Raw genomic sequence first — 19,034 nt, 5'->3', positions numbered from 1 at the left:
AGAGAGAAGTCGAGTAAAATGTAATATTCAAGCCTGTATCATCGATAGATATCATTCGATGACACAGGCTATTTTTAAGCTATTTTAAATAATTTACGGATCATTCTGATTTGGCCTCGGTGATTGATTTCGTCCTCAAATACATGAAACCATTTAAAATAGTTTGTAGCTTTTGCTCTACCAAACTCTGTCTGCTCATATAACCACTCATCTGAAAGGGTATTAAATTTTGCATAAGTTTCATCTCGAACCGAGTTTAAAAGATTAATATAATAGTCTGCATCATTGCCTTTAATCGTTTTTCTAGCAAAATCATCTAAATCTAAACCAGGTAACCATCTCTCTTCTTCTTCGGAATTTAAATCTCGATTTTCAAATGTATTAAGCTGATACCAATATTCAACTCCGGCCATATGAGTTAATAACATCCCAATGGTATTACCTGTTGGGGTGTGCAAATAATCTAACTCCTCCACTGTAATATCTTTAATAGCTTCCCATGTTGTATATCTTACATAATTCATCATAGAAGTTAATGTGTTGAAATCTCCTTTTACGCCATCTTGCTCTCCAACTAATAGTAATTTGTTCCATTCGTACATAGTTGCAACCTCTTTCACTTTTTTCTACACAAAATTTAATTTTATAATAATTAATCAATAGAAAAAAGTTAATGATGATGCATTAGTATGAAGCCGATGTTTTTTAAGCAATTACTCTGAAATAAATAACCTTGTAAATTACCCTCATTTTTAAAGCATCTTTACACTCCTTAATTAATAAACCATTTAATTTAAAAACGGGTATAAAAAGAACAGCTCAGCATAAACTGAACTGCTTCTTTCTATTTCCAAAAGAGAAATAGATTAACTTTCTATTTTTCAAAAAAATCATTCAACATTATTAACTTCCAGAGCAACCCTAACTCCAGATTCAATGGCACCTTCTATCCAACCAGGACTTGATGAAGTATGTTCGCCAGCAAAGTGTACTCTTCCTTCTGGTGTAGGAATATATGGTCCTAAATCAATTTCCTGTTCAGGCTTACCCATTGCCAAAGCTCCTGCCGCAAAAGGATCTTGCGTCCAGCTGTGCGAAGTGCCAATAATAAACTCTGTATAAACTTGATTTCCATAAATAATCGCTAAGTCTCTTAATGCATATCTTATCCGATCTTCTTCAGACAAACTATCCCAATATAAGGCATCATCCTCCCATGTATAACTTGCCAATAATACTCCTGGACCATCAGAACCTAATTGGTTACTTGGAAAATAAGAAAATCGGATTGGTAAATCTGTAGTTGTCTTACCGCCGAACTGTCCAGACTTTTCCCAAAATCTCGATTTAAATTGTAGACCTATTTTAGTGGATGACAAGTAATGAAGAGTTCGTATGGCTTTCCACTTATTGTAGGAAAAAGAATTCTGTGGAACAACTTGAACAAAGTTTAAAACAGAAAATGGAATCGTAATGATTGCAAGATCACTAGGTAGTTGAAACTTTTCAAAACTATTTACATTTTCCGTTTGTAATGTAACTTGATTACTTTCTTGTATAATCCCTATCAATCTCTGTCCAAAGAAAAGATTTTCCTTTAATTCAGGTAAGAAAGAATTTGGTAATTGATCATTTCCACCAGTAATTTCGTAAAGCTTTATATCTTTAGAAAATAGGACTGTAAATTCTCTTAAAATTGAAGTAAAACCTAGCTCTGGAAATCCTCTTGAACCTTGAATAACTTTAATAAGCTCGATAGCATCTTTTGACAACGGCTGTCCTACAGGATTATATCTTAAAAAAGAATCCATTGAATACTTATCATAATATTTAACAACAGTTTCCCAATTTTCATCTGGATTTTGACTTATAAATTCCAATAAAGGTTGAATGGCTTTTTCTATTAATTGATCAGCATTTAATCCTTTTTCTGATGGATTTACAGGAAATCCCAATAAATCAGGATTCGTTTCATATTCTTTTTGAGTTAATTTAATATCATTTACGTAAATTAAATCATTCGGAGTACTATTAATAAATTCATTTACAGGTAAATTAAATTTTTTAATATACTCAAAAACTAGTGAATGAGTCGATGCAATTCGCATTGCCCCCATTTCAAGATATTGGCCCGAAATAAATGGCTTTCTTTTTGTGTATACCCTTCCTCCTAATCGTTGAGTCGCTTCTAAAATAGTTATATTATGACCCGCATTTTTCAATAAGGATGCGGCAACTAATCCAGACATTCCTGCGCCAACGATGGTGATTCGTTTTGGATTATTTGTTTTTTTTAGTCCATTTCTAATAATTGATATCATTTGATTCGTTGGAAGCTTTATTCTTGAGTTCATAAAAATCAACTCTTTCTAAAGTTTTCATTCTTAAAATTTATTCATAAAATCATTTATTTAGAATTATCCTTTTGTCACGTTACTTCTAGGTCATTTGTTTTATTACTCTACTAAATTTTTCAATGATTCTTAGTTAAATAGATTCATAAAAAAACAGTTCAGCTAAACTGAACCGTTTCTTTTACAATCCTGATCGATAAACTAAAGGAGTACACCCCTCAAGTTGTTTGAACTTTGCATTAAAATATGATTGGTGAGAATAGCCAATTAATCTTGAAATTTCATCTAATGGTAAGTCAGTTTCATCTAATAATCGTTTTGCTTCTCGAATTCGCACTTCATGGAGCGTCTCTCTAAACGATTGATTTGATTCGGCGGCAAAGCGACGGCTTAGTGTACTTTTATTAATCCGAAGCGCCTCAGCGCAATCTGTTAAACTCCATCCGGCATCCCAATAATTCGATTCAATTAACTCCCTTGTTTTCTCAACTAAAGTACGGTGGCCTTCTTGGGAAGAATCATGTCCTTGTAGCAATAGCCTTGTTGTAAAATCAAGCAATTCTTGAACAATTTGGTAGATGATTGGTCCATGTACAATTTTTTGGAAAATGTCATAATAAGTTCCTTCCCATGATGCATTTTGAAGATTATTTGATTTCATATATCTTCTTATTTGTGCAAGTACACTAGTTAATCGAATTCGAACAATTTCAGGATCTGGGTAAGGCTGCTGGAAGGTTAAAAATTCTCGTTCCATCCAGTCTCGAATTGCTTTTGCATCTCTTTTTTCTAGCATTTCAATCCAGTGGCGTTGCTCTAGAGGTGTAAGGAATGGATCCTTCTCTTGAAATGGCATGGGTTCGTTTTCGGCCAAAATAATATCATAACCTTCAAAGAAGATTCTCCGTGTTAACTGAAGTGTTTGCTCGAAAATATCTTTTAATGTTTCTTCCTGAGCTCCAACCTTCATGACGATTGCAAGAGGCTCATCCATCATTTCCTTCCAGCGAGCAAGAAATGCATTATATTCGTCCTGCAATAATACTTCATCAACTTCATGTACACTTAAAATAAAGTCAGATCCTACGAATAAACGATTTTTCCCGGTAAAGGGATTTCGTTCTAATGCTTTATAGACAAGAGGAAGTGTCCCTGAATTCGGTGTCAAAAGTGCAACCATCGTAATGGGACCATCATACATTCGTTCATTCAAAAAAAGGTCAGGATAATCTATATTAAAAGGGTTTATTTCTTCATTAATGTTTCTAGTAAAGTATCGTTCTTTATTACGAATTTGATAGCGTAATTGTTGAATATGCTTAATTAAATCCGTAGGAGAAAACGGTCTAAACAATACATCCTCCGCTCGATATTGTAATGCAAGATAGGCAGTTTGAAAAATTCGCTCGGATGAAATACCTAACCAACGAATTGAAAATTTATGGATTAAATCACCAAATCTTTCATTCTCATTTTTCCAATGATCCATATCAAATATGACAAGGTCGGGTTGCTGCTTTTGAATAGCCTTTTCGAATTCTCCCATCGTTTTCCAAGAAACAAGGTTAATACCAGTAAAGTGCGATTCCACGACCCACCTAATCCCTGAAGCTTCTAACTCATCTTTTGCAACTAAATGAATATCCATCGTGTTTCACCATCACTTCTAGCTTTTTTATATCATAATAGCAAATTTATTTTGTTTTTGTAGATTAAAAACACTTAATTAATCGTTTTTAATGAAATAGTAATTGATAAATTTGAAGTGATTTTTAAATTTCAAATTTTGCTTCTAAAAAAAAACGCCTCAAAAGTATGTAAACTTTTGAGGCACTCATAAGTGAATTATTATTTCTGATTAAACGGTGTAACTGGAGGCATAATATGTACTTTTTTATTCGGATAGATTCTTGCAATCACTGTTGATTGAGATAAACGTTTAATATCCTTACCAGGTATCTCCATTGATACACCATTCAATGCAGTCTTATAAACATGCCTAATCTTATACGGTACATGTTGATCCTCTAGCAGAGTTTTTAATTCTTCTTGAAATTTTGCATGACTTTCTTCTACTTCCTTAGTTGCTTCTTCCAAAGTAAGTTGTTTTCCAGCTGCCTCTGCTTCCTTTACAGCTACCACAGCAGGCTTTGTTTTGAATTCAATAATAATCGAAGTCATTTGATTAGTTGAAAAATCGATTGATGGATCTACAAAAAAAGAAGGATTCATTGTACCATTCGCCACCTTTGTCTCATCTGAAATTTTAGTTGTATTCAGTGTATTCCCATTACATCCGCTCATGATAAAAAGCATTAAAATAAATAAAATACTTCCTCTATACAAATTCTTCATGTTTACTACATCCCCTTTAAAAACTGTTTCATAAAAAAAGACAATCTATCAGGATTTTATCCTTTAGAGTGCCCTTTCAAACATTATTTTGAGCAGATAAACTAATTTTAGAAGTAATAAACATTTGTTACATCCTATAGTTGTCATTTAAAAATTCAATATGATAATTAATTGTCCTTAAATATTGTTTTGTTGTATCTTTGGAAAGACTTTTAATCCTCTTTAGCATATGAACACTTAATACTTTTTCATTATTATAAATTCTATATTTTTTTAAAGTTGAAAGTCTATAATTATATTGACTCGCTTTTACTTCATTTAGTTTTTTTACATTTATTAGATAATCTGTAAAGTTCATAATTGCCCCTCCTACTTGTATAGAACAACGATTTTCGTAAAAAGAACTAGTCCTATAATTAAAACTTACTTAGGACTAGTTCTTTGTATCATTCTATTTAGCATGTCTACTAATTATACCTCTAAAGTTTTATTTGTTTGAAACCTCACCATTCATTGGTACTATGAGTAAATATAGTAAAAAAAGGAGAGAAAAACTCACTCCCCCGATTAGTTATCTATTACCTAGATTCTCAAATAGACTACTTTAGCCTCTAACAGTAGAGATTGTCTTAAACATTTAATTAATCCCTAACTCTACTTTAATATCATCAATCGTGTTGCCCTTATATTTTTTAACCGGTTTTGGTGCATCCACAACCGTAGGATTTTGCATTAAGTAATTTTTCTCAAAGAAAACAAAATCTTTTGCATCAACGGTATTATCAAAATTAATATCTGCGCTTCGTTTATTCGTACCCCAATATGTTTGAATAGATAATGCATCCTTTATGTCGATTACATTATCTTTATTTACATCTCCCGCAATTGGTGCTTTAAAGCTGATTTCGGGGTTCCAATGTGCAGTTGGCATCCCTTCGTCATTTAAAAAGCCAACATGGAATGGTACATACATTGTAAAATGACCCGGTAGATCAAGTGACGCTTCCAATTCCTCAATAGTAACTGGTAGTTTTTCTACAGTTGGCGAGCCGTATGAAGAGATTACTCCTGGATATATATTTCCACTTTGGTCTTTTACTGTTAGCACTGCACCGATTTTAGATGGATCTACCCTCCAACCTTCTCTACCTTCTCTTTTTAATGATTCTGGAATTCCAATACCGCCAGTAATTTTGGAATAGGTAGGTTTGCTCCAAATTGGAGTAATCGCTGAAAACATCGAGATAGTTTGATTCGTATCATTTTCATAAGAAGCTGTTGGAGATTTGAAAGTTGATAGCATATTAAATGAGTCATTTTTTACTTTTAATGTGACTTCTGCAAAAGGTACATCACCAGTCATTTTACCTTCTGTCATTTCCACATTTACTTTTAGAGCACCCGCTGGAACTGAAGTTGTTGTAAGTTTAGCGGTTCCGAATTTTTCAATAGCTGGATTCAGTTTTACATCTACTAACTCTAGTTGGCTAGTAGTAAATCCAAAGCTCGTTATTAGTTTTTTCGCATCTGTTAGATTACTAGCTTTTAAAGTAACTTTAACAGTTTCACCTTGATTCACAATTTTTTTATTTACACTACCATATACATTTGGAGTGCCTTCTGGAATAAAAGTATAGTATTTGTAACGGTCACCGATCGCTGCTGAGTTATATCCTGCAAGTTCTACATTAAAGCTTCTCGCGTTTATTGGAATATTGTATGTAAAGCTTCCGTTTGCATCGACATAAAATCCGTTTGTAAACATTGAACTATTATTCTTCTCCATTACGAAGTTACCAGATTGATCAATAGAAATCCCTTGTTTTCTATAGTCATCTTGCGTTTTATCAAACACTCTACCTGAAATTGGATATGATGTCGCTCCTGCTTTGTACTCAATAACACCTTCTTCTACATCTGTAGTAAATTTGGGACCTGTAATATCAATCATTGTATGATCTATCATCGTAAATGTTTTACCTTCTCGATTTGTCCCAATTATTTTTATTTTATAATGCCCTGGACCATACGGTACCTTAACCTTTGTAGTTGAAATTGGTTGCTTTGGATTTCCAGTGAACGGTAAATAGTATCCTGTAAAAGCACCATCAATATAATAATCTATATTTTCATTGTATTGAGACGTATTTAGTTTTCCTAAATAGCCAATTTCTTTTTCAGTTTCACTGTCCAATAAAACAAAATCAATTGTATTCATACTCGATCTAGCATTAAAAACGACACCTGTCGCGTAATTTAATAAGGGATAGTAATTATTGTAGTCTGAAGTCTGCATCTTATTGTAAGTTGCCATTGAATTAAAGCCTTCTTCTACATAATGTACGCCAAAGGGAATCTGATATTTTTCAGTTTGATCGGCATTATTTGTAAAAACAATATAGCCTTCGTAAATTCCTTTTTCAGCAGATTTAGGAATGTTTAAATTCATTTTTATTGTTTTTGAACTAATGCCATTTAACTTAACGGATGTTGGACCTGAAATTGTTACATTATTTTTTGCAGCATCTTTTGAACCTCTAAGTCCAGTTTGAAATTTGGCTTCAATACTAAAGATTTTCGCTTTTTCACTTCTATTTTTCAAAGTAATATTTCGTGTTGAAGATTGATCTAAATCATTAAAACTAATTGATCCAAAGCTCATTGCACCCGTTAACTCGCTAATAGATTTTTCTTTTCCATCAATAATCATTTGTGTTTTATCAACAACACTAATTTCAACATTTGAATGAATAGCCTCATACGCGTCTACTCTTCCGCTCCCAATCTCATAAACACTGTAATCTTTCGATAATGAATCAGCCGTATTCATTAAGATTGATTTTACGTTTGCTGGTTGAAGATCTTTATTAGATTGGAGTAATAATGCTGAAACCCCTGCAACAAAAGGAGTTGCCATCGATGTACCAGATAAGCGTTCGTAAGCTATTTTATAATCTTCCGGTTTCGTTCCATCAGCTGTTTTATTATTAACATAAAATGGAACAGTTGAAAGTACAGCAACACCAGGTCCAGTAATCTCTGGTTTAATATCATAATTTACCCTCGAAGGACCTCTTGAGCTAAAAACAGCTAATTCATCATCTGCAGTTTTTACTTTTGTAAAATCACCGTATGTAAAATCAGTATCTCCAGCTTTCATCGCTGTTAAAATTGCCAATCCGTCTTCATATGAAACTGAAAAACTAGGAATTGAATTGACCGATTCACCTAAATACGCTTGGATTAGTCCTTCTGCTTTATTCACTTCATTGTTATAAATAATTACTCCAGCTGCGCCTTTACTTTTCGCTACTTTAATTTTATCTACAAATGCAGTGTCTCCACGAGAGATAAAAGCTATTTTTCCATTTACGTCTTTACCGTTATAATCTGTTGCTTTACCTAGCCCAACGTCTACTAATTTAATTGTTTTTCCTTTTAAAGATGTCAAATCATCTGTATAATTTCTTGCCATTTCTCTTACAGCATAATTTTTGCCATTTTGTAACCCAGTAAACTGAAACATATTGATCGCAGTTGAGGAGGCTCCAACAGTTAATGCTAAAGCTGATGCACCTGGAGAGCCAAGAGTATACATTTGATCTCCACTATTGCCCGCAGCAACTACAGTCGTTACACCACTTAAAACTGCATTGTTAACAGCAACTGATGTAGCATAAAGAGGATCATTAATTGATGCTCCTAACGACATGTTTATAATATCCATTCCATCTGCAACAGCTTTATCTAATGCAGCAATAATATTAGCAGTTGTCCCACTACCATATGGTCCTAATACTCGGTAAGAATAAAGATCAGCTTCGGGTGCTGCTCCAAGAGTTTTATATTCATTATTTGCTACTCCACGCCCACCGATGATTCCAGCAACATGTGTACCGTGTTCTGTATAATATGTATTTGAGCCTGAAAGCTCTGGTTGCCCAGATTTTTTCCAATCCGCATACGTTGTTTCCATCGGATCATTATCATTGTTAACAAAATCATATCCACCTTTATAAGCGTCTTTTAAGTCAGGATGGTTATAATCAATTCCTGTATCAAGTATTCCGATTTTGATTCCTTTTCCTGTAAAACCCTCTTCGTGTAAACGATCCAATCCATCATACGGTGTATAATTAGTGATATTAAACTCATCAGCCTTTAACTGGTCATTATTTTCTGCTTGTTTAGGTGGATCAATTGAAAACATTTCATTCTTCCAAACTGCTTTAACCGCTTTTGATTTTAAAAGGTTTTTAATTTGATTTGCTGGTAAGCTCATCGCTACACCATTGAACGCATGCTTATATGAGCGATTAATTCTAAAATTTACTTTTGATTTTTTCCCGTCAATTAAAACCTTATTTACATCTGCCTGGAAATCCTCATGATCTTGATCTACTAGTTTAGAAGCTTCCGTCTTAGAAAGCTGCTTACCTTCTGAACTTCCCTCAATTTGTGCAACCTTTGCCGGTTTATTGGAAAACTCAACGATTACATTTGTTTGTTCATTCGAATTTAAATCCAATTTCGATATTTGCAGACCTTTCGACTCATTTGTTGATAGCTCATTTAAAGCTGCCCTTTGCGTTGGTGTTAATTTTGCAAGAATATCTTCTGCTTTTGAATAACTATCAGCTTTTGAAACATGATTTACATTTCCAAAAGAGGTCAAAATTAAGCTTGACGATAGCGCCACGGCAGTCATACCTTTTAGAATATTTCCTTTGTATAAGTTACTCCCCATCTTCTTCCTCCTATTTTCCGACTACGTTATCAATTATTCTGAAAATTCATTCGGAGGTCAAACGGGTTATTTTAGTGTAGTAACATCAACACTTTTTAAAAAAATAGACCACTTTCGACTATTTTCGATAGAGAAATGTGCAAAAATTTGTGTAAGTTTGGAGACAAAATCATTGAAATAAAAAAAATCCTATTGAAATTTAAACATCAATAGGAATTACATAACTAGATTTAAAACAAAAGCCACATTAGGTCTATTTATAATACTTTAATTTAATTGATTCATTGTCACAGAAAAGATATAGCTTTGATACTTATCACAGCCTTCATAACTATATCTCTTTCCGTCTTTTTTAAACTCTCTACCATCTTCTTGAAAACCTAAATCGTGTAAAACATCTTTAATTGAACCATTTTCGTAATCTTTTCCAACCTGGAATTCGATACTCAATTAACTCACCCTTTTAGTAGTTTTTATTATTTATTTTGGTAATTTTAGGGTGATTTTATACTTGGTAAGGATTGTTTAACAATCAGCAAGGCTAATAAACTAACAGATAGTTATTCTTTGATAAAAACGTATTTTAAATGTCTTCCATTAATGATACTGATTAAAATATCACCAATTGTTCTTAATTGTTTTGGTAGAGGAAGCCTTTTAAATGCTGCTAGGTCCATTTAAATCAGAATAGTATTCACCTACATTGTGCAAATTAAGTCTGGTAACAAATGTAACTTTGAATGGGGTGAGGTACATTGAAGGAAACTACAGAACGTCGCTCTAATTTTATTAACCAAGAGGGTAATTTAAATTCAAACATTGAACTTCTTCGGTCATTGTTTCCTACCTCAGATTTAGAAGTAAAAAATGTAATGCTAAAAGAGAAAAAAGGTGTATTTATCTATTTTAATAGCCTAGTAAATGAAGAAAAAATAGACCAGTTTGCGACTGATATTCTTGAATATAAAGAAGATCTATTTCAATTTTTTTATAGTCATACAACACCCACAAAAAAAATAGAAGACATAGAACATTCATTACTGGCAGGTAAAAATGTTATTTTAATTGATGGAGAAGTGAAAGCATTTCTCTATTCTGTTGAAGATTTTCCTAAACGTACTTTTTCTCCACCAAGTATCGATAATTCTATAAAAGGTTCAAAGATTTCATTTGTGGAGACAATTGAACTTAATTTAGGGTTGCTTCGACGTTTTATTCAAAGTCGCGATTTACTATTCAAGGAAACTAAAGTTGGTACGGATAATAAAACACTTGTTACACTCGCATATTTAGATGGTGTAGTTAAGCCAGAACTAGTTACTGAGATTGAATCAAAGCTTTCTACAATTAAATTTGACTCGATTCTAAATGCAAGTCAACTGGCTCAATTGATGGAAAAGTATCCGATTTCGTTTTTTCCACAGCTTGTCACAACAGAAAGACCTGATATTGCAACAGAAGCAATCCTAAAAGGAAAAGTTGTGATTGTATTAGATCGATCTTCTGAAGTAATAATTTTGCCTGGATCATTTATTTCATTTTTTAAAAGTATCGATGACTCATCAACTAGGCCAGTTATAACGTTTTTTAATTTTTTCCTACGAATAGTTGCTCTTTTCATTACTCTTTATTTACCTGGAATCTACATTTCAATCATTTCATTCAACTATGATGTAGTTCCATTAAAATTAATTATATCGATTGGTCAGTCTCGTGCGAATGTACCCTTTGATCCGCTCGTTGAAGCAATCATTATGGAAATAACTCTTGAAATGCTAAGAGAAGCAGCCATTCGTTTACCTACTCCAATTAGTACTACTGTAGGGGTTGTTGGGGGAATTGTTATTGGTCAAGCCGCAGTTCAAGCTGGAATTGTGAGTAACATTATGGTAATTGTTGTAGCATTAACTGCTATATCATCATTTATCATTCCTAATTATGACATGGCTTCAAGCTTACGCATTTTACGTTTCCCTATAATGATTATGGCTTCATTATTTGGAATTATCGGGATCATTGCAAGCACTATGATTATTTTAGGTCACGCGTTGAAATTATCTAGCTATCATGAATCCTTTAGTCAACCTTTTTCTCCATTGAACTTTAAACAATTAAAGAAAAAATATCAAAACAGTGCTTTATCAATTCTTTTCAATCAACAAATTACGAACCAAAAAAAGAGGAAATAATATGAGTCAGATTGTACCTAGAATTACATTTGTTCAATTTGTTTTATTAATATTTGGTGTACAAGTTGGAATTGGGATGATTTCTTTACCTCGGATATTAGAAGAAAAGGCTGGAACAAGCGGATGGATTTCTTTATTAATAGGTGGTTTACTCTCTTTAATTATTAGTATTGTGATTGTAAAACTACGAGAAAAAGATCCAAACTGCTCATTTTATACTTACTTAATTCATTGCTTTGGGAAAGTGATTGGTACGATATTTTCGATTTTCTTTACACTTTTCTTTTTTGGAATCGGATTTGTCGTCTTTTTACGATCCCTGCTATTTATTCAATCATATATTTTACAAGATTCTTCGTTATTTATTCTGATCGTATTGTTTTTAGTTCCAACTTATCAATTCGTGACTGGTGGTATTCAAATTATTGGAAAATATGTGGAGATTATTTTTCCAATCGTTATCTTTTTTTTAATTATGCTACTCTTCACTTTAAAGCAAAGCAATATACATTTCATATTTCCCATAATTAAAGATGGATGGGGTCCGATTTTTAAAGCTGTCCCTTCTACAGTTACAGCCTTTTTAGGAATTGAAATTATTTTCATACTCTATCCTTATTTAGAAGAAAAAGAAAAAGCATTTAAAGGTGTAATGATTGCAAATGGGATGATAACTTTTCTCTATTTATACGTTACGATCATTTGTTTTGTTGTATACAGCCCTGATGAGATTGGCAGGATTTTTGAGCCAGTTTTAGATATTTTAAGTGTGATTGAATTTCAATACGTTGAAAGATTAGACTTTATTCTATTTTCACTTTTTTTAATGGTAATATCTAAAACTTGGATTATGTATATGTGGATTGGTGTTACTAATTTGGCGGAAATGTTTCAACAGAAACGGATTGATTATTTATTTATCGGCCTATCTTGTGTTTTTTTATTTCTTACAAGTTTCTTCATTCCAACATATAAACAAAATAATCTTTACATGCAGCTATTATCTTCGTATGGTTCGATCGGAATGTTAATCATTCTAGTTTTCATTTGGATTCGTTCATTAGGGAATAAGGTGATTGGATGAAACGTATAAAAATCGCAGTGGTCAGCTTGTTATTGTTTGTGCTTTTAACAGGATGCAAAAAAACTGTAAATATTGAAGATATTACAATGGGACTAATATTAGGAATCGACACCGATGAACAAAACGAACAACTCAAAGTTTTCATGTCTAGTCCCGTTTTTAGTGAAGAAGCTGAAGAAAAAAATGAACAGATTGTGGTAGATGCTACATCCATAAGGGAAGCTCGTAATTTAATTGATACAAGGGTAACTGGTGTATCTACAGCTGGAAAGCTACAAGCTCTTTTGGTTAGCAAAAAATTGATTAAAAACAAAACTTGGACATCTTTATTAGATTTATTCTATCGTGATGCAAAATTTAGACAAAATGCCGACCTTGTCTATTTCGATGGATCTGTTTCGGAACTTGAAGGTATAAAACAAAAAGATAAACCAAGATTATCAATTTTTATCCCACAGTTAATCGAAACTGCTGATTTTCGAAATGTTACAATTCGAACATCGATTCGAATGTTTCATTTGATGGAGTTCGAAAAAGGAATAACACCCTATTTACCAAGAATGTCAATTAAAGACGGGGAACTTGAAGTTAGCGGTGTAGCACTTCTAGATCGACATTTTTTAGTAAAAAGAACTCTTTCCATACAAGAAACGCAACTATTACGCATGCTTCAAGGAAAAAAAACTGGTCAGTTGATCCCGTTGATTACTATAGCAGGTGAAAAGAAAGGAAAGGAAAACAACCAGTTAATTAACTTAAGACAAGCAAGCTTTAATGTAAAGGATATTAAAAGAAAAGTAGACTGCAAATTCGAACATAATCACTTTGATTTTAAAATAGCATTAACAATCCCCATCATGATTACACAATCACCTTTTCCGTTAAGTGACAAAGTGGTTAATAAGTTAAGTAATGAAATTAGACTTTCATTGGAAAAGGATTTAAACAAATTTGTCCAGAATTTACAGGGTGATGAAGTTGATCCGATTGGCTTAGGAATCTTAGCAAGTTCTTACGAACATAAACAGTGGAAAAAAGTTAAACCAAAATGGCCAGAGGCATTAAAAGACTCAAAGATTCATGTGAAAGCAAAGATTATCATTGTTGATAAAGGAATATCGATGTAGCAAAGATAAAAAAAAGGTCATTGAATATCAAAAGCGAGAAAGCAGGAATTATTCTTTATATTTTCTGCTTTTTTTATTATGTCATTTTACCTTTTAATTAAAATAGAAAATATTTATTTACTAATATAATAATTTCAATGCTTTTTCCATCTTTAGACTCCGTTTACTTGAGTTAATTTTAACCAAAATCATACATATTCTTAATAAAATTCGATTTTTTATTTACCATTTTTTAACTAAAATTGATACTTTTTAACTATTTTAAAGATTCTGAATTATTTTTTCTTCGATATATCCGCTTATTTTTCCCTCACAAAATGCAAAAAATGACGATTTTTGTCGTTTGATAAACCAGTTTTTCAGATGTTACGATGAATTCCTCAATACCACATTGTTAACCAAGGGGAGGAATTTTTAATGAACAAAAAAGTTTTAGCGGTTGGATTATCTGTAGGATTGGCGGCAAGTAGTTTATCAGTAACTAATACATATGCTGCACCAAAAAATGTATTATCAAATTACAAGTACAACAAATCAGTAGGATCTCCTGAATTCGTTTCGGGCCAGCTGACTAAACCATCAGCTAAAAATGCTGAAAGCGTTGTAAAAGCTTATGTAAATGCTAACAAAGATAAGTTCAAATTAGGAACGAAGTCTGCAGAAGATTCATTCATTGTTCAGTCTAGTAAAAAAGACACTTACGGTACTGCTCTTCACCTACAACAAGTTTATAACGGAGTTCCTGTATGGGGATCAACTCAAACTGCAGTAGTTGGAGATAATGGTGTTCTAAATGTTTTCTCTGGTACAGTTATTCCGAACTTAGATACTAAAAAAGGGTTAAAATCTACTAAAAAAGTTAACGCTAATAAATCGATCAAAATCGCAGAAGCAGATCTTGGATATACCCCTGTCTATGAAAAAGACCCTTCAGCTCAACTAGTAGTTTATACAAATGGTAATGATGCAACGTATGCTTATCTAGTAAACTTAAACTTCCTTTCTCCAAAACCTGGAAACTATAATTATTTCATCGAAGCTTCAACTGGTAAAATTTTAAATAGCTACAATAGTATTGATACAATGGACAGCATCCATGCTGCTAGTAAATTTACTGGAGCATCAGTTGCTAAACCATCAGTTACTGGTACAAATGTAACTGCAACAGGAAAAGGTGTACTTGGTGATACAAAAACAATCAATATGACTCAATCTGGTTCAACTTATTATTTACAAGACAATACCAGAGGAAACGGTATTTTCACATATAATGGATCTAATCGTACTACTCTTCCTGGTACTCTTTGGACAAGCGCTGACACACTGCTAAATAGCACAAGTGAAGCTGCAGCAGTTGATGCACATTATTATGCTGGAAAAACATATGACTATTATAAAACTGTTTTTGGACGTAATTCATTTGATGGTAATGGTGCTGCTTTAAAATCAACTGTCCATTATAGCCGTAGTTATAACAATGCATTTTGGAATGGTTCTCAAATGGTTTATGGTGATGGTGATGGAACAACATTTACTTACTTATCAGGTGGACTTGACGTAGTAGCGCATGAGTTAACTCACGCTGTTACAGAAAGAAGTTCAAACTTAATCTATCAAAATGAATCTGGTGCATTAAACGAAGCTATTTCGGATATTTTTGGAACTGTTATTGAGTTCTATAATAATAACAATCCAGATTACGAGATTGGTGAGGATATCTACACACCAGGTATTGCTGGTGACTCACTTCGTTCAATGAGTGACCCAACTAAATATGGTGATCCAGATCACTACTCAAAACGTTACACTGGAACTTCTGACAATGGAGGAGTTCATACTAATAGTAGTATTATCAATAAAGCTGCTTACTTAATTGCAGTAGGTGGAACTCATTATGGTGTATCTGTAACAGGCATCGGTAATGATAAATTAGCTAAAATTTTCTATCGAGCAAATACAGTTTACTTAACTTCTTCAGCAACATTTAGTCAAGCTCGTGCAGCACTTGTACAATCTGCTGCTGACCTATATGGTGCAAGTTCTGCTGAAGTAACAACTGTTAATAATGCATTTGATGCAGTTGGTGTAAAATAAATTTTAAATTGATAAAGTAAAAGAAGTCTCATAAGTGAACGAACTTATGAGACTCTTTTTTTATGAACGGAAGTAGCCAATCGATTAAATCTCATCACCTTTTTATTGAGAAACTTTCGTAGCATTCAAGATGTTGAGTAGTTCATGGATTTCAAATCAAGAGAAAAATCAAATTAAATTTATACCAGCTATAAGGAAGTAGATCAAAGTTTTCATCACTCATTTTGTTGAATGTATAGCTATAAGATAAATAGAACAATGAGCATCAAAAAAAGTTGGGATCATCTTTTTATTGATTCCAACTTTTTTGTTTATACTGACTATTTTTGGTTGCGTTGCATTGCCTGCTTCTCCAAGTACTTGTACATCTTTTTCATATTTTCTGGTGCGTCCAATGGGTCTTTTACAATCATTTCAATAATACAGAGTCTTTCGGAACATTCAATTTCAACTTGGTTTATAGCCTGTTCAAGCTCTCCATATGTACGAACAATAGCAGTAAACGCATTTCCTCCAAAGGCCTCAGCTAACTTAGTGTAAGACCACCTAGGGATATTGTTGTATGTTTGATTTTTAGTTTTTACATTTAAATATTTTTCGATGGTATAACCGTTATTGTTTAAGACAAAAATAATCGGTTTACAGCCGTAATAGAGCATGGAGCTGATTTCTTGTGCAGTTAGCTGTAGTGAACCATCACCTGTAAACAGCAACACCCGACGTTCTGGGGCAGCAATACAGGCACCAAATGTCGAGGGGGTTGCGTATCCGATTGATCCCCAGCCTCCTTGCCCAATATATGTAATGTTACTTGGCAGTCTAACCTCTGCCATACCATTGTAGAATGTACCAATCTCAACGATCATAATGTCGTCCTTTTTCAGCATACGTTGGAAAAGCGGATAATAGCCGGCTGCCTTAAGTGGTTCTTCAGTACTTACATTAATATGATCATATGGAAATGACACTTTTCTAAACAATCCTTGACCTTTATAACCCACATTTTGTACTGCTTTAAGCATGTCCGTATCAAGAACGTTCGGATATACCGCCTCAGCAATCTTGACTTGGTCCGATTGGATATTAATGGTCACCATTGAATTTAATTTTGCAGTAAAATTCGCTGTATTGGTGTCCGCGGGTACCAAGCCAATCGCAATGATACAGTCTGCGTTTTCTACTGTACTTTGAACTTCAGAACTTCCAAACGAACCTAAGTACATTCCAATATAATTTGGATGGGTTTCATCAAATGCCCCTTTACCGAACATCATGGACGCAACAGGTATATTCATCGCGTCTGCTAGTTGTAGAACTGCAGCCTGAAGGCCAAAACGCATTGTTTTTACATCCACTAGAATAACCGGCCGCTTTGCACATTCGAGTAGTTGTCGGACATGATTAGTCGCAGCCTGAAGAGATTTTAAGTTTGACGTTTTGAGTTGTGGTGTCGGCTCTATCCGGTTCAGAATCGGCTGATCCACTAAATCATCGGCCACAACGAGGTAAACAGGTTGTTTCTTTTCTTTTGCAATGCGAATAGCAGCAGGAATTTCAATCATGGCGTTTTCAGGTGTGAGTATCGCACTATAGGCCGTTATCTGTTTATACATATTGCGAAATACATTAAAATCCCCATCCATTAGAGTGTGGTGCATCAGCTTGTGCTCTTTTTGATCTTTTTCTTTTGGCGAACCAACAATGTGGATGATCGGAACGTGTTCACTATAGGCTCCAGCTATCGCATTACACGCATTCAATTCCCCAACACCAAACGTTGTAATAAGAGCAGATATCCCCTTGATTCTTGCATAGCCATCTGAAGCGTAACCTGCGTTTAGTTCGTTCCGTCCTTCTATAAACTGGATTCCGTTATATCGCTCTAACGTATCAAGTAGTGAAAAATTATAGTCCCCTGCGACGCCGAAAATTTCTGTAATGCCTTCTTGCTTCAAGCAATCAAACAAAAACTGCCCAACTGTTTTTTGTGCCATATCAGCATGTGTGTCGGGACTGACTGTATTCTTCATTTTATCCATTACACACCCACTCCTTTTCCAATATCTATAGCTTTTTTTAGTACCCTTTTTATTCGTACCCTATCATAGAACAGGCTATACGGTTGTTTGGAATATGGAATAATGTATGAACAAGACAAAAGCAACAAAAGGACAAATTCGAATTAACGAACTTGTCCTTTTTTTAAAATAGATGGTTATTGAATTGTATTTTTCAACATATTATACATTTTTGTAACATGTTCATCGACTTCATCTCGCGACATACGAAGTCGTTCAACTGAAGTTCCATATCCGATTTCTTGTTTCCCTTCTCTTAATCCCATGAAAATCCCATCTGCGAATTCATCTAAAGGTTCTCCTTGGATATGCAATCCTGCTCCACCTAAATCAGTATTAACTGCAGGAGGAGCAACTTCAATTACTTCCACAGATGATTCGGAAAGCTGGTGACGTAAACTTATTGTAAAAGAATGGATTGCAGCTTTTGTTGCTGAGTAGATTGGCGCAATGACCAACGGAGTAAAAGCTAATCCCGATGAAACATTAATGATTGTTGCCGCTTCTTTTGCAGCAAAATATGGTGCAAACAGCATTGACAAATGGATTGGTGCTTCAATATTAGTTATGATTTCTTTATTAAAATTTTTCCAATCGTTCTTCGCATCTGATTTTAAGATATTAAAACGTTGTTGTATCCCTGCATTGTTTACTAGTACATTTACTTCTGGATAGTTCTTTGTTACCCACTCAAACAATGATACACGTTCTGATTCATAGCTCAAATCACTCACATGTGTAATAAGATTTGGGAATTTTTCTTTCGCATTTTCAAGTACATTTTCACGTCGTCCAGTAACTATGACTTTATTTCCAGATTTAATAAAGCGTTCTGCAAAAGCTAATCCGATCCCTGTACTTCCACCTGTAATAAGGATTGTATTTCCTGTAAGTTTCATTTTAATTCCTCATTTCTATTTATTTTTCATTTGATCTATTTATACTTTTATAAATCCGTTTGATTTGTATAACGATTAATTTTGAAATCAATCCGCTCTATCGAGTT

At 33.5% G+C, this 19,034-nt stretch carries 13 protein-coding genes; 4 read left to right on the top strand and 9 right to left on the bottom strand.

Translation table 11 applies throughout. The annotated features are described in order from the left end of the window. Positions 1 to 74: 74 nt before the first annotated feature. From MY490_RS06110 to MY490_RS06080, 7 genes are all read right to left on the bottom strand, one after another. A complete protein-coding gene (locus tag MY490_RS06110; RefSeq protein ID WP_248268429.1) occupies positions 75 to 602 on the bottom strand; it encodes a DinB family protein in 528 nt (175 codons plus the stop codon). 288 nt (positions 603 to 890) lie between these two features. Then, a complete protein-coding gene (locus MY490_RS06105) occupies positions 891 to 2,354 on the bottom strand; it encodes a flavin monoamine oxidase family protein (RefSeq protein ID WP_248268428.1) in 1,464 nt (487 codons plus the stop codon). 181 nt (positions 2,355 to 2,535) lie between these two features. After that, the gene (locus MY490_RS06100) at positions 2,536 to 4,002 is read right to left on the bottom strand and encodes a helix-turn-helix transcriptional regulator (RefSeq protein WP_248268427.1); all 1,467 of its coding nucleotides are present in this window, start codon (positions 4,000 to 4,002) and stop codon (positions 2,536 to 2,538) included. A 200-nt stretch (positions 4,003 to 4,202) separates the two neighbouring features. After that, positions 4,203 to 4,709, bottom strand: coding sequence for a protease inhibitor I9 family protein (locus MY490_RS06095; protein ID WP_248268426.1), 507 nt, complete (start codon positions 4,707 to 4,709; stop codon positions 4,203 to 4,205). Between the two features lie 127 nt (positions 4,710 to 4,836). After that, entirely contained in the window at positions 4,837 to 5,067 is a 231-nt protein-coding gene (locus tag MY490_RS06090) for a hypothetical protein (RefSeq protein ID WP_056472965.1), read from the bottom strand. Positions 5,068 to 5,346: 279 nt separating this feature from the next. After that, positions 5,347 to 9,456 (bottom strand): S8 family serine peptidase, encoded by a 4,110-nt coding sequence (locus MY490_RS06085; RefSeq protein ID WP_248268425.1) that lies wholly within the window; start codon positions 9,454 to 9,456, stop codon positions 5,347 to 5,349. A gap of 267 nt (positions 9,457 to 9,723) precedes the next feature. Continuing rightward, entirely contained in the window at positions 9,724 to 9,906 is a 183-nt protein-coding gene (locus tag MY490_RS06080; protein WP_098426652.1) for a hypothetical protein, read from the bottom strand. Positions 9,907 to 10,211: 305 nt separating this feature from the next. Here MY490_RS06080 and MY490_RS06075 point away from each other — a divergent pair, with 305 nt between their 5' ends. The 4 genes from MY490_RS06075 (at position 10,212) to MY490_RS06060 (ending at position 15,950) form a co-directional block, all read left to right on the top strand. After that, positions 10,212 to 11,645, top strand: coding sequence for a spore germination protein (locus tag MY490_RS06075; protein WP_248268424.1), 1,434 nt, complete (start codon positions 10,212 to 10,214; stop codon positions 11,643 to 11,645). 1 nt (position 11,646) lies between these two features. Further along, a complete protein-coding gene (locus MY490_RS06070; RefSeq protein WP_248268423.1) occupies positions 11,647 to 12,729 on the top strand; it encodes a GerAB/ArcD/ProY family transporter in 1,083 nt (360 codons plus the stop codon). After that, positions 12,726 to 13,856 (top strand): Ger(x)C family spore germination protein, encoded by a 1,131-nt coding sequence (locus tag MY490_RS06065; RefSeq protein WP_248268422.1) that lies wholly within the window; start codon positions 12,726 to 12,728, stop codon positions 13,854 to 13,856. Before MY490_RS06070 ends, MY490_RS06065 begins: the two co-directional genes overlap by 4 nt. A gap of 417 nt (positions 13,857 to 14,273) precedes the next feature. Next, entirely contained in the window at positions 14,274 to 15,950 is a 1,677-nt protein-coding gene (locus tag MY490_RS06060; RefSeq protein ID WP_248268421.1) for a M4 family metallopeptidase, read from the top strand. A 320-nt stretch (positions 15,951 to 16,270) separates the two neighbouring features. Here MY490_RS06060 and MY490_RS06055 read toward each other — a convergent pair whose 3' ends face one another. Then, the gene (locus tag MY490_RS06055; RefSeq protein WP_248268420.1) at positions 16,271 to 17,989 is read right to left on the bottom strand and encodes an alpha-keto acid decarboxylase family protein; all 1,719 of its coding nucleotides are present in this window, start codon (positions 17,987 to 17,989) and stop codon (positions 16,271 to 16,273) included. A gap of 176 nt (positions 17,990 to 18,165) precedes the next feature. Then, on the bottom strand, positions 18,166 to 18,927 hold the full coding sequence (locus tag MY490_RS06050; RefSeq protein ID WP_248268419.1) for an SDR family oxidoreductase: 762 nt from the start codon (positions 18,925 to 18,927) through the stop codon (positions 18,166 to 18,168). Positions 18,928 to 19,034: the final 107 nt, after the last annotated feature.

The sequence above is a fragment of the Gottfriedia acidiceleris genome (assembly GCF_023115465.1).
Taxonomy (GTDB): domain Bacteria; phylum Bacillota; class Bacilli; order Bacillales; family Bacillaceae_G; genus Gottfriedia; species Gottfriedia acidiceleris_B.
Note: the sequence above shows the minus strand (reverse complement) of the source record. Positions and strands in the feature narration are given on the sequence as shown.

Excerpts from the sequence above, each read along its gene's own strand:
- MY490_RS06110 (WP_248268429.1), bottom strand. The coding sequence starts at position 602 with ATGTACGAATGGAACAAATTACTATTAGTTGGAGAGCAAGATGGCGTA.
- MY490_RS06105 (WP_248268428.1), bottom strand. The coding sequence starts at position 2,354 with ATGAACTCAAGAATAAAGCTTCCAACGAATCAAATGATATCAATTATT.
- MY490_RS06100 (WP_248268427.1), bottom strand. The coding sequence starts at position 4,002 with ATGGATATTCATTTAGTTGCAAAAGATGAGTTAGAAGCTTCAGGGATT.
- MY490_RS06095 (WP_248268426.1), bottom strand. The coding sequence starts at position 4,709 with ATGAAGAATTTGTATAGAGGAAGTATTTTATTTATTTTAATGCTTTTT.
- MY490_RS06090 (WP_056472965.1), bottom strand. The coding sequence starts at position 5,067 with ATGAACTTTACAGATTATCTAATAAATGTAAAAAAACTAAATGAAGTA.
- MY490_RS06085 (WP_248268425.1), bottom strand. The coding sequence starts at position 9,456 with ATGGGGAGTAACTTATACAAAGGAAATATTCTAAAAGGTATGACTGCC.
- MY490_RS06070 (WP_248268423.1), top strand. The coding sequence starts at position 11,647 with ATGAGTCAGATTGTACCTAGAATTACATTTGTTCAATTTGTTTTATTA.
- MY490_RS06065 (WP_248268422.1), top strand. The coding sequence starts at position 12,726 with ATGAAACGTATAAAAATCGCAGTGGTCAGCTTGTTATTGTTTGTGCTT.
- MY490_RS06060 (WP_248268421.1), top strand. The coding sequence starts at position 14,274 with ATGAACAAAAAAGTTTTAGCGGTTGGATTATCTGTAGGATTGGCGGCA.
- MY490_RS06055 (WP_248268420.1), bottom strand. The coding sequence starts at position 17,989 with ATGGATAAAATGAAGAATACAGTCAGTCCCGACACACATGCTGATATG.
- MY490_RS06050 (WP_248268419.1), bottom strand. The coding sequence starts at position 18,927 with ATGAAACTTACAGGAAATACAATCCTTATTACAGGTGGAAGTACAGGG.